Annotated in this window: 14 protein-coding genes; 5 read left to right on the top strand and 9 right to left on the bottom strand. The window is 68.8% G+C overall.

The window, feature by feature from the left end; translation table 11 throughout:
* Positions 1–5 precede the first annotated feature (5 nt).
* Complete coding sequence (locus tag AB4Y75_RS02445) at positions 6–395, top strand: MarR family winged helix-turn-helix transcriptional regulator (RefSeq protein ID WP_441434300.1); 390 nt, start codon at positions 6–8, stop codon at positions 393–395.
* Between the two features lie 24 nt (positions 396–419).
* Here the strand turns inward: AB4Y75_RS02445 and AB4Y75_RS02440 are convergent, their stop codons facing one another.
* The 4 genes from AB4Y75_RS02440 to AB4Y75_RS02425 are packed head-to-tail and all read right to left on the bottom strand — an operon-like array spanning position 420 to position 3,371.
* A complete protein-coding gene (locus AB4Y75_RS02440; protein ID WP_441434299.1) occupies positions 420–1,238 on the bottom strand; it encodes an ABC transporter ATP-binding protein in 819 nt (272 codons plus the stop codon).
* Positions 1,235–1,840, bottom strand: a complete 606-nt coding sequence (locus AB4Y75_RS02435; protein ID WP_441434298.1) for an iron chelate uptake ABC transporter family permease subunit — start codon at positions 1,838–1,840, stop codon at positions 1,235–1,237. The genes AB4Y75_RS02440 and AB4Y75_RS02435 overlap by 4 nt, the downstream gene beginning before the upstream one ends.
* The gene (locus tag AB4Y75_RS02430; protein ID WP_441434297.1) at positions 1,741–2,334 is read right to left on the bottom strand and encodes an iron chelate uptake ABC transporter family permease subunit; all 594 of its coding nucleotides are present in this window, start codon (positions 2,332–2,334) and stop codon (positions 1,741–1,743) included. Before AB4Y75_RS02430 ends, AB4Y75_RS02435 begins: the two co-directional genes overlap by 100 nt.
* Entirely contained in the window at positions 2,331–3,371 is a 1,041-nt protein-coding gene (locus AB4Y75_RS02425) for a FecCD family ABC transporter permease (protein ID WP_441434296.1), read from the bottom strand. The genes AB4Y75_RS02430 and AB4Y75_RS02425 overlap by 4 nt, the downstream gene beginning before the upstream one ends.
* 150 nt (positions 3,372–3,521) lie before the next feature.
* Here AB4Y75_RS02425 and AB4Y75_RS02420 point away from each other — a divergent pair, with 150 nt between their 5' ends.
* Positions 3,522–4,532, top strand: coding sequence for an ABC transporter substrate-binding protein (locus tag AB4Y75_RS02420; protein ID WP_441434295.1), 1,011 nt, complete (start codon positions 3,522–3,524; stop codon positions 4,530–4,532).
* A gap of 106 nt (positions 4,533–4,638) precedes the next feature.
* On the opposite strand, the gene guaB is transcribed toward AB4Y75_RS02420, so the two are convergent.
* The gene (guaB, locus tag AB4Y75_RS02415; RefSeq protein WP_307497721.1) at positions 4,639–6,150 is read right to left on the bottom strand and encodes an IMP dehydrogenase; all 1,512 of its coding nucleotides are present in this window, start codon (positions 6,148–6,150) and stop codon (positions 4,639–4,641) included.
* Between the two features lie 136 nt (positions 6,151–6,286).
* The gene (locus AB4Y75_RS02410) at positions 6,287–8,386 is read right to left on the bottom strand and encodes an acyltransferase family protein (RefSeq protein WP_441434294.1); all 2,100 of its coding nucleotides are present in this window, start codon (positions 8,384–8,386) and stop codon (positions 6,287–6,289) included.
* A gap of 159 nt (positions 8,387–8,545) precedes the next feature.
* Between AB4Y75_RS02410 and AB4Y75_RS02405 the strand changes: the two genes are divergently transcribed.
* Positions 8,546–8,911: a PadR family transcriptional regulator gene (locus AB4Y75_RS02405; RefSeq protein ID WP_441434293.1), complete on the top strand. Its 366-nt coding sequence runs from the start codon at positions 8,546–8,548 to the stop codon at positions 8,909–8,911.
* Complete coding sequence (locus AB4Y75_RS02400; protein ID WP_441434292.1) at positions 8,908–9,894, top strand: hypothetical protein; 987 nt, start codon at positions 8,908–8,910, stop codon at positions 9,892–9,894. The genes AB4Y75_RS02405 and AB4Y75_RS02400 overlap by 4 nt, the downstream gene beginning before the upstream one ends.
* Before the next feature lie 96 nt (positions 9,895–9,990).
* On the opposite strand, the gene groL is transcribed toward AB4Y75_RS02400, so the two are convergent.
* The 3 genes from groL to AB4Y75_RS02385 all read right to left on the bottom strand — a co-directional run bounded on the left by groL (position 9,991) and on the right by AB4Y75_RS02385 (position 12,589).
* Complete coding sequence (gene groL, locus AB4Y75_RS02395) at positions 9,991–11,601, bottom strand: chaperonin GroEL (protein ID WP_441434291.1); 1,611 nt, start codon at positions 11,599–11,601, stop codon at positions 9,991–9,993.
* 103 nt (positions 11,602–11,704) lie between these two features.
* Positions 11,705–12,001 (bottom strand): co-chaperone GroES, encoded by a 297-nt coding sequence (gene groES / locus AB4Y75_RS02390; RefSeq protein ID WP_066211406.1) that lies wholly within the window; start codon positions 11,999–12,001, stop codon positions 11,705–11,707.
* A gap of 201 nt (positions 12,002–12,202) precedes the next feature.
* Positions 12,203–12,589, bottom strand: a complete 387-nt coding sequence (locus AB4Y75_RS02385) for a hypothetical protein (RefSeq protein WP_441434290.1) — start codon at positions 12,587–12,589, stop codon at positions 12,203–12,205.
* 80 nt (positions 12,590–12,669) lie between these two features.
* Here AB4Y75_RS02385 and AB4Y75_RS02380 point away from each other — a divergent pair, with 80 nt between their 5' ends.
* Entirely contained in the window at positions 12,670–13,893 is a 1,224-nt protein-coding gene (locus AB4Y75_RS02380; protein WP_441434289.1) for a class I SAM-dependent methyltransferase, read from the top strand.
* Positions 13,894–13,938 lie beyond the last annotated feature (45 nt).

Genomic DNA, 13,938 nt, shown 5'->3' with positions numbered 1-13,938 from the left:
GCGGCATGTCAACTACAGACGCCGCGGCACTGGTGGAGCAATGGCGCTCCGTGCAGAGCTGCTACCTCAAGACCTCCAACACCCTGGACCGCGAGCTGGCCTCGCACTTCGGGATCGGGCTCAACGACTTCGAGACCCTGGACCTCCTCGCCGAATACGGCGATGCCGAGTGCCGCATGAAGGACCTCACCCAGGTCTCCCCCATGACGCAGAGCGCCCTGAGCAAGATCGTCGACCGGCTCGAGAAGGCCGGCTACGTCCACCGCTCGGCTTGCAGCGAGGACCGGCGCTCGCTCGTGGTCGGGCTCACCGACGCAGGGGTCCGCATGCATGAGGACGCCGCGAAGATCCACCGCGAGGTCCTGCAGAGCGCACTCTCCACGACGGAGTCCTGAGCCGGCGGTCTCAGACCGGGAGTGTCAGGCCGCCCCGAGACGCGAGGCGTCGTCCGCGCCGGCGCCGAGTGGGATGACATGCGGCCGGCCTTCGGATGGCTCCGGCACCACCTGCGCCCGCAATCCGAAGACGGACCACAGCAGTTCCGGTGTGACGACGTCCACCGGCTCGCCCTGCGCCTCGACGCGGCCGCCCCTGAGGGCGACGATCCGGTCCGAGTACCGTGCGGCCAGCGAGATGTCGTGCAGCACCATGACCACGGTCCGGCCCAGTTCGCGGTTGAGCCGCCGCACGAGTTCCAGCACCTCCACCTGATGCGCCAGGTCCAGGTAGGTGGTCGGTTCGTCGAGCAGGAGGATGTCGCTCTCCTGGGCCAGCGCCAGGGAGATCCAGGCCCGCTGCCGCTGTCCGCCCGAGAGATCGTCGAGCGCCATGTCCGCCAGATCCGTGATGTCGGTGGCCGCGAGGGCCGCAGCCACGGCCGCCTCGTCCCCCGCCGAGAACTGCTGGTACCACTTCTGCCGGGGATGACGGCCGCGGGTGACGAGCTCGGTGACGGTGAGCCCTGAAGGCGCCTGCGGCGTCTGCGGCAGGACCGCCACGCGCCGGGCGAGCTCCCGCTGCGAGAACGACAGGACGTCGCGGCCCTCCAGGAGCACCCGTCCGGCGGTGGGCTTCAGCAGCCGGGAAAGGCCTTTGAGCAGCGTCGACTTGCCGCAGCCGTTCGGCCCGATGATGGTGGTGACGCTCCCCTGCTCGAACTGCAGGCTCAGCTCCTCCACCACGGTCCGTCCCTCGAAACCCAGGCTCAGCCGCTCGGCGGCCAGGATGGAGTGGGTCATGAGGTCCTCCTCTGTGAGCGGAGCACCAGGGCGATGAGCACCGGGGCGCCGAGAACGGTCGTGAGCACGCCCACCGGGAGGGCATGCGGAAGCAGGAAGCCGGCCACCAGATCGGCGACGACGACGAACGCGGCCCCCAGGAGCGCGGTCACTCCCAGCGGGGGCACCACGGCGCCGGCCACGTGGCGTGCGGCGAGCGGGCAGACGAGCGCCACGAACGCCACGGGCCCGGCAAGAACCGTGCCCGCGGCCGCCAGCAGCACGGCCAGCAGCAGGAGAGCGGGGCGGGTGACGCGCAGCGGCAGCCCGAGGCTCCGTGCCGTGTTGTCGTCGAAGGACCCCAGCAGGAGCCAGCGGCCCGCCATGGCGCTGAGCAGTAGCAACGGAAGCGCGACGGCGAGGACGGGGATCACCGCGTCCCAGTCCCGGCCGTTGAGCGAGCCACTCATCCACGTCAGGGCCTGAGCCGCATTGCTCACGTCCCCCAGCGTCAGCATCCAGGTCACCAGGCTCGTGGCGACGGCCGTGGCGCCCAGACCGACCAGCACCATCCGGTTGCTGTCCAGAAGGTCCTGACTGCGGCGGAATGCCAGGAGGAACACGGCCCCCCGAAGAGCACGGCCCCGGCGGCGGCCGCGAGCGGCAGACCCAATGCCGCAGCCACGCCGCTCAGTCCACCGGCCCCGCCACCGGCGAGCACCAGGACGGAGACCGCGCCCAGGGAGGCTCCGGAGGTCACGCCGAGGATTTCGGGCGTCGCCAGCGGATTGCGCGCGACATTCTGCGTGAGCGCGCCGGACACGGCCAGGCAGGCGCCCGCCAGGGCCCCGGCGACGGTCCGCGGCAGACGGAACTCCTGCACCTGCAGAGTGAGACGCGGTGGCGTCCCGGCCGGGGTGGTCAGGCCGCGGAGGACGTCGCCCAGCGACAGCGGCCGTCCCGCGAACATGAGGTGGGCGAGCACCGCGAGGAGCAGCACGGCCACGGCGAGCAGCCCCACCAGAAGCACACGCGGCCGGAGGACGAAGGAGACCTGGCCTGCCCGGAGCACCCGGGGACGCAGGCGAGGGCGGGGCGAGGTCACCGCGGCGCTCACAGGGACACCACCTTCCGCCGACGGGCCAGGTGAATGAAGAAGGGTCCGCCGATCACGGCGAGGAGGACGCCCACGGGGAGTTCACCGGGCCGCGCCACGACACGCCCCGCCGTGTCGGCGAGAAGCAGCACCGCGGCGCCGAGCACGGCGCTGCAGGGGACCTGCCAGCGGTAGTCGAGCCCCACGAGACGACGGGCCAGGTGCGGTACCAGAAGTCCCGCGAAGGCGATGGGCCCCGCCAGAGTCACGGCGACGGCGGCCAGCACCGCGATCGCCGCCACTCCGACGGTCCGGGAGCGCCGGACATCGACGCCGAGGGAGGCAGCGGTCTCCTCCCCCAGGGCCAGGGCATTGAGCGAACCGATGTTCAGGGCCGCGAGCAGCAGGCCGACCACGAGGAACGGCAGCACCCCGGGGATCATGCCTCCCCGCACGGCGATCGAGCCGAGCTGCCAGAAGCGCAAGGTGTCCAGAGCGGCGTCACTGCTCAGCACGATGACGGAGACCAGCCCGCCGGCGAGCGCCGTGACGGCGGCACCGGCGAGGACGAGCGTCACGGTCGTGACGCCGTGCCGGCTGGCCGATCCGACAGCGAACACGAGAGCACTTGCTGCGACGGCTCCCACGAACGCCAGCACGGCCTGCGGACCGGAGGCTTCCAGCGCGTCGCCGCCGAGCAGGGAGCCGGCGACGATGGCGAGCGCGGCGCCGGAGTAGATTCCGAGGAGTCCGGGGTCTGCGATGGGGTTCCGGGTGTGGGCTTGAGTCAGGCAGCCCGCGATGCCCAGGCACGCGCCGACCACCAGACCGTTGAGGGTTCGGGGCCAGCGCAGCTCTCTGATGGCCACATCCGCCACGGAGCCGTCGGGGGTCGCCAGCGCGTGCCAGACGTCCGCGAGGCTCGATTCGAGCCCGCCGATCAGCACACTGCCCAGCAGCGCGGCGAGCAGCAGCACGACCGCGGCGCCCAGGCCCCGGGCGGGCGCGCGCCGTCGTCGTCCCTCCGCGAGTGGCACGCGGGGAAGCACAGCAGTCACAGCAGACCCCCAAGGGTAATACGCAAGGAAAATTGCACGTAATCGATGCGTGCCGCTACAGTCTAGCAACATGGCTAAAGCAAGCCTTGCCTTAGTCCGGGCGTGCGCGCTCCGGCCGCCCGTCCCCCACCTCAGTAAGTGAAAGCACTCATGATCCGCACCCGATTCACCCGCGCGGCCTTCGGCGCCGCCGCTGCCACGGCCCTCCTGGCCCTCACCGCCTGCGGCGGCTCCACGAGCGCGGCCCCCTCCCCGTCCTCCGCCGGCGACGGGCAGTTCCCCAAGACCATCGAGCACGCCATGGGCAAGACCACCCTGGAGGGCAAGCCGCTGCGGGTCGCCACCCTCGACGCGAGCTACACGGATGCCGCGCTCGCTCTCGGGGCCGAAGTGGCCGCCTACACGACGTACCGCAAGGGCGACGAGAGCTTCCCGTCCTACCTGGGCGACGTCTCCGCGCTGACCAAGAACGCCGTCAACGTCGGAGCCCTGGCCGAGCCGAGCCTGGACAAGATCCTGGAGGCCCAGCCCGATCTCATCGTCTCCGCCAAGGTCCGCCACGAGGCCCTCTACGGTCAGCTGTCCAAGATCGCGCCGACCATCTTCTCCAAGTCCACCGGCCCCACGTGGAAGCAGAACATCGTGATGCTCGGCGACGCGCTCGGCAAGAAGGACCTCGCGGAGCAGCTCATCAAGGAGTACCAGGACCGGGCCAAGAAGGTCGGCGCGGCCATCCTGGCCAAGAAGCCGGGGCTGACGTACTCCTACGTCCGTTTCGCCGGTGAGGACACGGCCCGCCTGTACTCCAGCACGTCCTTCCTGGGCGAGATCATGAAGGATGCGGGCATTCCCCGCCCCGCCGGGCAGCCGGACTCCCAGGACAAGATCATGGTGGAGCTCGGCCAGGAGAAGATCACCCAGGCTGACGCCGGACTCATCATCACCTCCGCCTTCGGTCAGGACACCGCGGAAGGCGCCAAGTCCCGCGCTCAGATGGACAAGTTCCTGAGCAACCCCCTGTGGAAGTCGCTCAAGGGCCAGGTCCTGAAGGCCGACGACCGCGTCTTCGCCACCTCCGTGAGCCTGCAGGGTGCCCACGGTGTGCTCACCAAGCTCGCGGAGACCTTCGGCGTGGACCCGCAGCTGCCCGCGAAGAAGTAGCCCGCCAGCCCTCGCAGGGGAACGACGACGGCGGCGGGTCACCGTCACAGGTGGCCCGCCGCCGTCGTCGTTCAGCGAGAGGTGCCGCTGAGCGCGGCACGGGAACTCAGCGCGAGGTGTAGTTCGGAGCCTCGACCGTCATCTGGATGTCGTGCGGGTGGCTCTCCTTGAGGCCCGCCGGGGTGATGCGGACGAACTTGCCGCGGGCCTTGAGCTCCGCGATGTTCGGGGAACCCACGTAGAACATGGTCTGGCGGAGGCCGCCCACGAGCTGGTAGGCCACAGACGACAGCGGACCGCGGTACGCGACGCGGCCTTCGATGCCCTCGGGGATCAGCTTGTCATCGCCGGAGACGTCGGCCTGGAAGTAACGGTCCTTGGAGTACGAGGTGTTCTTGCCACGGCTCTGCATGGCGCCCAGGGAGCCCATGCCGCGATAGCTCTTGTACTGCTTGCCGTTGACGAAGATCAGGTCGCCCGGGGACTCGGCGCAGCCGGCCAGGAGCGATCCCAGCATGACCGTGTCGGCGCCGGCGACCAGCGCCTTGCCGATGTCGCCCGAGTACTGCAGACCGCCGTCGGCGATCAGCGGGACGCCGGCCGGGATGGCGGCCTTGGCGGATTCGTAGATGGCGGTGATCTGCGGAACGCCCACACCGGCCACCACGCGGGTGGTGCAGATGGAGCCCGGGCCCACGCCCACCTTGATGCCGTCGGCGCCGGCGTCGATCAGAGCCTGGGCGCCCTCACGGGTGGCGGCCTGACCGCCGATGATGTCCACGTGCGCGGCGGACTTCTCGGCCTTGAGGCGGGAGATCATGTCCAGCACACCCTGGGAGTGGCCGTTCGCGGTGTCAACGAACAGCGCGTCGACCCCGGCCTCGACCAGCGTCATGGCGCGCTCCCAGCCGTCACCGAAGAACCCGATGGCGGCGCCCACGCGGAGGCGGCCCTCCTCGTCCTTGGTGGCCAGCGGGTACTGCTCGGCCTTGGTGAAGTCCTTGGTGGTGATGAGGCCCTGGAGACGGCCGTCGGCGTCCACGAGGGGGAGCTTCTCGATCTTGTTCTTCGCCAGGAGGTCGGAGGCCTCGTCACGGCTGATGCCCACGCGGCCCGTGATGAGCGGCATCTTGGTCATGACGTCGCGCACCAGGCGGTTGGGGTATTCACTCTCCGGGACGAAGCGGGTGTCGCGGTTGGTGATGATGCCGAGCAGGCGGTTGTCGGCGTCGACCACGGGGAGGCCGGAGACGCGGTAGCGCGCACAGAGCTGATCCAGCTCGAGGAGCGTGGCGTCCGGACCGATCACGAGCGGGTTCGTGATCATGCCGGATTCGCTGCGCTTCACGCGGTCCACGTGATCGGCCTGATCGGCGATGGACAGGTTGCGGTGGATGACGCCGAGGCCGCCCTGGCGCGCCATGGCGATGGCCATGCGGGACTCGGTCACGGTGTCCATCGCGGCGGAGAGCAGCGGGGTCTGCACGGTGATGCGCTTGGAGATGCGGGAGGAGGTGTCGGCGTCCGACGGGATGACGTCGGTGTGGCCGGGCAGGAGCAGGACGTCGTCGTAGGTGAGTCCTACGAAGCCGAACGGATCGTGTTCAGGGGTGGTCATGAGTGCGCCTCTTTCGGGGATACCGGGTGGGTGTGCAACAGATGACCAGCCAGTCATTACGGGTCTGGTCCGTGCGTAGTTGATTAATTCTAAACGCGGAGCACGGGGCCGCTGTTCCTCCGGCCTGCCGTGACATTCACCACTTCATGAGCCGGGTGAACTCCGAGGCGAAGGGGGCCGCGAGCGTGTCCAGGAACGTCTCGGTCAGATGGTTCGAATCCAGGAAGACGCGGACGTTCCCCACCACCGGCGGGCACGTGGTGGGCAGGCAGATGTAGTCACTCAGGTCCATGAACGTGGTGTTCTTCAGGACCGGTTCCAGCGGGGCGTAGGCAGGCACCGCGGGGAGCACCTGGTCCCGCTGCATCACGCAGCCGGGGCTGTTCACGCCCTTGACCAGCGCGCACTCCGCCAGGTTCTTGGAGGACCGGGGGTTGTCCCGCAGCCCGAGCACCTTGATGCCCTGGTCGCCGAGTTCGCGGGCCGTGCTCTCGAAGCCGACGCTCAGCTGCTCGTCCGTCGAGTCCGGCGTGGACTGCGTGGCCATGGTGATGACCAGGTCCGGCTTGAGCTCCGCGATGTATTTCCGGAGATCCCCGTTGAAGGAGTCACATTCCTCATTGCCCGTGGGCTCTACGGCCGAGTAGGGGCATCCGCCCTTCACGTCGGCGATGAGGTTCCAGTTCTGCTGGGTGGCGAGGGGTTTGATGGCCGCGAGCATCTGCTGGGCGTGGGAGTGACCCACCACCAGGACGGTTTTGGAGCCCTTGCCCTCGGCCGGCTGCATGGCGCAGTTCCGGATGACCTCGTCGCCCTGGCTCGGACGGAAGGCACCCTCGCAGCTGCCGTCCAGCGTGGACCAGTCATTGCCCACCCGCTCCGGCTGCGGAACCAGAGCCGTGGCGGCCTGTTCCGTGGGGACGTAGCCCGGTTCCAGGCTCGTGGCGCCCGGGTTGGTGACGGTGGAGACGCTCACGGGCGTCATGGCCTTCGACTTGTAATCCACCCGCCACGCGCTCAGGGGCACGGCCGCGCACATCACGAGCGTCACCGTGGCGACCACCGCATTACTGGTCCGGCGCTCCACCCAGCTCCAGCTGCGCAGCGGCTTCTCCACGAAACGCGTGGTGAGCACCGCGGCCGCGAGCGAGAACACGATGATGCCCAGGCCCAGCAGGAAACCCGCCGACTCGCGGTCCGCGACCACCAGGGCCAGCGTCAGCACCGGCCAGTGCCAAAGGTACAGCGCGTAGGAGTTCCCGCCCAGCCGGGCCAGGGCCTTGGAACTGAGAATCCGGTCCACCCCCACGCGGGACTCGGTGGCGCCCGCGACCAGAACGGCGGACACGGCCAGCGTCGGCCACAGGGCGACGTAGCCCGGGAAGGCGCCCTGCACGTCGAGGATGAATCCGCAGCTCAGCATGGCCACCACACCCAGCCAGCCCAGCACGATCCTCACCGTCCGGGGAAAGTTCAGGTACGGCAGGACCAGTGCCAGCAAGGTGCCGAGCGCGAATTCCCACATCCTGGCGAAGGTGTCGAAATACGCGAGCGTCTGGTGGCTCGCGGTGTACTGCACCGAGAAGATGAAGGACGCGATGAACACCAGGGAGAAGACCGGGATGAGCACGGCCCGGTAGTTCCAGCGGAACCTGCGTGCCAGCACCGCGCAGAGCACGAAGATCAGCGGCCAGAGGATGAAGATCTGGCCCTGGATGGACAACGACCAGAAGTGCTGGAAGGGGCTGGCCAGGGAATGGTCCACGGCGTAATAGTCCACCGATTGCGCCTGAAGAGCCCAGTTCTCGACATAGAAGAGCGAGGCCAGACCCTGCCCGATGATGTCGGCCCAGCGGGTGGCGGGGACCAGGAAACGGACGGCCAGAAGAACCACCACGATCACCAGGACGGCCGCCGGGAGAAGCCTCTGGAAGACGTGGAGGTAGTGCTTCGGCAGGCTGACCCGGCGCCCCTGCTCGAAGCGCCGGGTGAACTGGAGCGTCATCAGGAACGCGGAGATCAGGAGGAACGCGTCGACGCCGCCGGACACGCGGCCGAACCAGACGTGGTACGTGACCACCATGAGGACCGCCAGAGCACGGAGCCCCTGAATCTCCGGACGGAAGGACCGCGCCGCTCCCGATTCCGGGGTCGAGCCAGGGCTCGAGGCGCCGGCCGTGCGGGCCGAGCCTCCGGAGAGCCTTGTCAGGGCGTTCTTCATCGTCGCGGTGAGCATACCTATCCAGCCGTCGGGAGCGTTATCTCATCGTTACATTCTAGCCTGTGCGCCGGCTATGCGCCTCCTCGCGAGCTGCTGAACTACCCCGCACTCTTGACTAGTGCGTATTGCGTAGTAGTGTCGTGTGCGGAAGAGACAAGCAGGAGAGGAGGACCCGTGGAATCGACACAGCTGCTCAAGGGCGTGCTGGATCTCGCGGTCCTGGCCGTGCTGGACCGCGAGGACGGCTACGGCTACGACGTCGTCCGACGGCTCCGGGCCGCGGGCCTGGAAGAGGTCGGGGACGCCTCGGTCTACGGCACATTGCGGCGCCTCTACAACGGGGGCGCGCTCAGCAGCTACGTGGTGCCGTCCGACGGCGGACCGCACCGTAAGTATTACGGCATCAATGCGCAGGGCAAGGCCCTCCTGGACATCCAGGCCAAGGGCTGGCAGGACTTCTCCCGCAGCATGGACCTGCTCATCTCCGGAGCGCCGCTCCCCGGACCTCGCACCACCGAAACCACCCAGGAGACGGAATGAGCACCACAGGAACCACGGACATCCCCGTCGCCATCAGCGACTACGCCGCGGCCGTGCGCCGCGAGCTCAGCGATCTGCCGAAGCACGACGTCGACGAACTCACCGAAGGCCTCGACGCCGACCTCCTGGAACAGTTCCGGGAGTCCGGAACGGTGCCGCACGAGTCGCCGGCAGCGTATGCGGCGGAGCTGCGGACGTCCGCCGGTCTCCCGCCCCGACCGGAGGGCCGCTCCCACACGGCCCTCAGCCTCTCGGCCTCCTACCGGGAAGCGCTCACCCGGCTCCGCGACGCCGCCGACCGCCACCCGGCGCTCCGGGCCACGTGGGACTTCCTGGTCCTGCTGCGTCCTCTCTGGTGGGTGGTCCGCGCCTGGACCGTCTACCAGATCTTCGCCACGGCCTGGGGATCGGGCGTCCCCCGCTTCGTCTTCCCGCACGGCCCGCTGACCTGGGCGTTCTTCATCCTCTGCGTGGTACTGAGCGTCAGTTGGAGCACCAAGGTCCTCCGCCCGGGGCACTGGCCGGCCCGCCTGCGCACGATCGTCAACGTGGGTGCGGTCCTCGCCTCGCTCGTGATGGTGCCCATGGCCATCGCAGTCGCGAACAGCACGCAGGAGTACACCGGGTACACGACGCCCAACGGACCGTGCACCGTCTACGACGGGGTGTGCCACAACGGCTCGGTGGTCGGACCGCTGTTCGTTTACGGACCGGATGGATCGAGACTGGAGAACGTCCGGTTCTTCAGTTACGACGGCTCCACGGTTCCGGTCGATCTGGCCCCGGCCGAGGACCCCGGCCCCTGGGTCACCGCGCCGCGCAGCACGCCCGGTTCCCCGGACTCAGCGGCGACGCCCGCTCCGAGCGCCACCGGGCCGGCGGCCACGCTGCCCGGCCCGGCCGGGACGACAGCACCGCGCTCCCCCGCGCCGTCGTCGGCGGTCACCCCGGCACCGAAGCCGAGCGCCACACGCGGCGGCTGAGCCCGGCCGCTGAGCCTGCCTCGAAAACACGAAAGGCCCGGATCCATTGGGGGGATCCGGGCCTTTCCGCGTCAGAAGACGGTCAGTGCTGGTCTATCAGTGCTGGTGACCTGCGTGCTCGTCCTCATCGGAGGGCTTCTCGGCGACCAGGGTCTCCGTGGTCAGCACCAGCGCGGCGATGGAGGCCGCGTTGCGCAGAGCCGAACGGGTCACCTTGACCGGGTCGATGACGCCGGCCTCGATGAGGTTCTGGTACTCGCCGGTCTTGGCGTTGAAACCGTGGTTGTTCTCCAGCTCGGAGACCTTGGAGACCACCACGAAGCCGTCGAAGCCGGCGTTCTGGGCGATCCAGCGCAGCGGCTGGGCCAGAGCGCGGCGGACGATGCCCACGGCCGCGGCGGCGTCGCCCTGAAGCGCTGCCACCTCCGGGCTCTCATCCAGCGCCTTGAGGGCGTGGATCAGAGCGGAACCACCGCCGGAGACGATGCCCTCTTCGAGAGCGGCACGCGTGGAGGACACGGCGTCCTCGATGCGGTGCTTCTTCTCCTTGAGCTCCACCTCGGTGGCGGCGCCGACCTTGATGACGCCGATGCCGCCGGCGAGCTTCGCCAGGCGCTCCTGCAGCTTCTCGCGATCCCACTCGGAATCGGTGCGCTCCAGCTCGGCACGCAGCTGAGCCACGCGGGACGCGACATCCTCGGCCGTTCCGGCGCCATCCACGATCGTGGTGGAGTCTTTGGTGACCGTGATGCGGCGGGCGGTGCCGAGCACCTCAAGGCCGACCTGGTCCAGGCTGAGGCCCAGCTCCGGGGAGATGACCTGTGCGCCGGTGAGGATCGCGATGTCCTGGAGCATGGCCTTGCGGCGGTCGCCGAAGCCCGGGGCCTTGACGGCCACGACGTTCAGGGTGCCGCGCAGACGGTTGACGATCAGCGTGGACAGGGCCTCGCCGTCGACGTCCTCAGCGATCACGAAGAGCGGCTTGCTCGCCTGGAGGGTCTTCTCCAGCAGAGGCAGCAGTTCCTGAAGGTTGGAGATCTTGCCCTGGTTGATCAGGATGAAGGCGTCCTCCAGGACGGCCTCCTGGCGATCCTGGTCCGTGATGAAGTACGGGGACAGGAAGCCCTTGTCGAACTGCATGCCCTCGGTGAGGACCAGCTCGGTCTGGGTGGTGGAGGACTCTTCGATGGTGATGACACCATCCTTGCCGACCTTGCCGAAGGCCTCGGCGAGCAGCTCGCCGATCTCCTCGGACTGCGCGGAGATGGCGGCCACGTTCGCCACGTGGTTGCCCTCCACTTCGCGGGCGTTCTCCAGCAGGCGGGCGGCCACGGCTTCCACCGCGGTCTCGATGCCACGCTTGATCTCGCTCGGAGCCGCACCGGCGGCCACGTTGCGGAGGCCTTCCTTGACGAGCGCCTGGGCCAGCACGGTGGCGGTGGTGGTGCCGTCGCCGGCCACGTCGTTGGTCTTGGTGGCGACTTCCTTGGCGAGCTGAGCGCCCAGGTTCTCGTACGGGTCATCCAGCTCGATTTCACGGGCGATGGTCACGCCATCATTCGTGATGGTGGGGGCGCCCCACTTCTTGTCCAGCACGACGTTGCGGCCGCGCGGGCCGAGGGTGACCTTGACCGTGTTGGCGAGCTTGTCGATGCCGGCCTCGAGTGCGCGGCGTGCGGCGTCGTCGAACGCCAGTTGCTTTGCCATGAGTGTCCTTTCAAAGGCAGATCCCCGCCACCATCGGGGTGCCCGGCCTGGCCGGGCACCCGGTCATGGTGCGGGGATCTGCGCTACATGAGCTGTAGGGGCGTTACTTGACGATGATCGCCAGGACATCGCGGGAGGACAGCACCAGGTACTCCTCACCGCCGGCCTTGACCTCGGTGCCGCCGTACTTGGAGTACAGCACGACGTCGCCCACGGCAACGTCGATCGGAACACGGTTGCCATTGTCATCCACGCGGCCGGGGCCAACGGCCACGACTTCGCCTTCCTGCGGCTTCTCCTGAGCGGAGTCCGGGATGACCAGGCCGGAAGCAGTGGTCACTTCAGCGGCGAGCTGGCGGATGACAATACGATCCTCAAGAGGCTTGATGGAGACCGACACGATCTCTCCTTTGCATGAGATTTCTTACGTCTTCAGCCGCGGTGCCAACCGTCGTCGCGGTGCCGGCAGCAACCTTGGGCTTAGCACCCGAAGGGTACGAGTGCTAATAGCAACTGTAGGGATGCGTTAGCACTCGGTCAAGGCGAGTGCCAACGATTCGTCATCGGAGACGTGCCGTCCGGGGCCGCCGAAGGACCGGCGTCAGTCGAGAATGTCTTCGACGCCCACTTCACCCTGGTCCGGACCCTGATCCTTCGGGCGGCTGTCCCGGTTCAGGTACAGGCCCACGGAGCCGAGAGCCGCGAACACGGCCGCGAGAATCAGGACCACCCAGGCCCCGGCACGCACGGGCGTGTAGATCTCCCGCAGCCCCTTGGCCTCCTCCGTGGCATCGGCGATGTTCTTGCCGTCCACGGAGTACACGGCCGCGTTGAAGGTGTCGAGGACCCAGAGCACGCCCAGGACGGCGAACGCCACCAGCAGAACGATGACACCCACGATCAGCAGGGCGCGGGAATACTCGCCGAGCAGAGCCACCAGCACCTTCCGGGAGCTTGAGGCGGATGACTTGGGCTGGTGGGCGCTCATGCTTTCACCCTACCGGGCGCGGCTGAGCGCACGCTCCGCACCCGGTCCACCCGGACACTGGGCCGCACTAGGCTGGAACCATGCCCACCCCCGACGGTCAGATCGCTCCGCTGCTCACGGCCGAGGCCTTCGCCCTGCTGAATTCGCTGGACCCCTACTCCGAGAAGGACGCCCTGGCGCAGAACCTCCGGCTCCGCAAGGACGGGCACGATCCCGCACTCGTCGCTGCCCTGCTGACGCAGAGCCGGCTGCGCGCCAAGGCCGAGGCGAAGTTCGGGCCGTTCGCCCAGGACATGCTGTTCACCCAGGCGGGCCTGGAACAGGCCACCCGCCTGAAGGTCGCAGCACTGCACGCCGAAAGGTATCGGCAGGCCGGGGTGCAGCGCGTCGTGGACCTGGGCTGCGGCCTGGGAGCAGACTCGCTCGCCCTGGCGTCCCTCGGTCTCGAAGTCACCGCCGTGGAGCGCGACGAGGAGACCGCCGCCTGCGCCGCCGTGAACCTGCACCCGTTCCCGGAAGCGCGCGTCCTGCACACCGACGCCACGGCGCTGGATCTCGCGGAGTACGACGGCGTGTGGCTGGATCCGGCGCGCCGCGAAGTGTCGACGTCCGGCTCGGCCAGGCTGTGGGACCCGGAGGCGTTCTCCCCTCCCCTGTCCTTCGTGGAACGGCTCGCCGCGGACGGCAAGGCGGTGGGCGTGAAGTTCGGCCCGGGCATGCCGCACGAGTCGATTCCGGCGGATTGCGAGGCTCAGTGGGTCTCCGTGGACGGCGACGTCACGGAGGTCACCCTCTGGTTCAATGCCCTGGCACGGGAGGGTGTCCGGCGCTCGGCCCTGCTCCTGACACCCGCGGGCCGGGTGGAGCTCACCTCCGGGGCCGCTTTCGGCGAGAGCCCGGAACCGGAGACCGGGCCGGTGGAGGGCTTCCTGCATGAGCCTGACGGCGCCGTCATCCGCGCCGGGCTCGTCTCGGACCTGGCCGAGGAGGTCGGCGCGCATTTCCTGGATCCCCAGATCGCGTACCTCGCCAGCGGGACGGCTCTGGAGACGCCGTTCGCCCGGAGTTACCGCATCCTGGAGACCATGCCGTACAACGTCAAGGCGCTCCGGACCTGGGTGAAGACCCACGACGTGAGCAGTGTGGACATCAAGAAGCGTGGCACGGCCGTCACCCCGGAGGAACTGCGGAAGCTCCTCCTGCCGGGCAAGCCGCGCAAGGGCGGCAACCACGCCACGCTGGTCCTGACCCGGATCGGCCAGGACCGCGTGGTGATCGTGGTGGAACCGGTCGAGCGCGGCTGAGTCACCTGGTGCGCTGGTCTTGACCCGCACCACATGCATCAGGGC

Origin of the sequence: Arthrobacter sp. RAF14 (assembly GCF_052114185.1) — a bacterium.
GTDB lineage: Bacteria > Actinomycetota > Actinomycetes > Actinomycetales > Micrococcaceae > Arthrobacter_E.
This window is presented reverse-complemented; position numbering and strand designations above follow the sequence as displayed.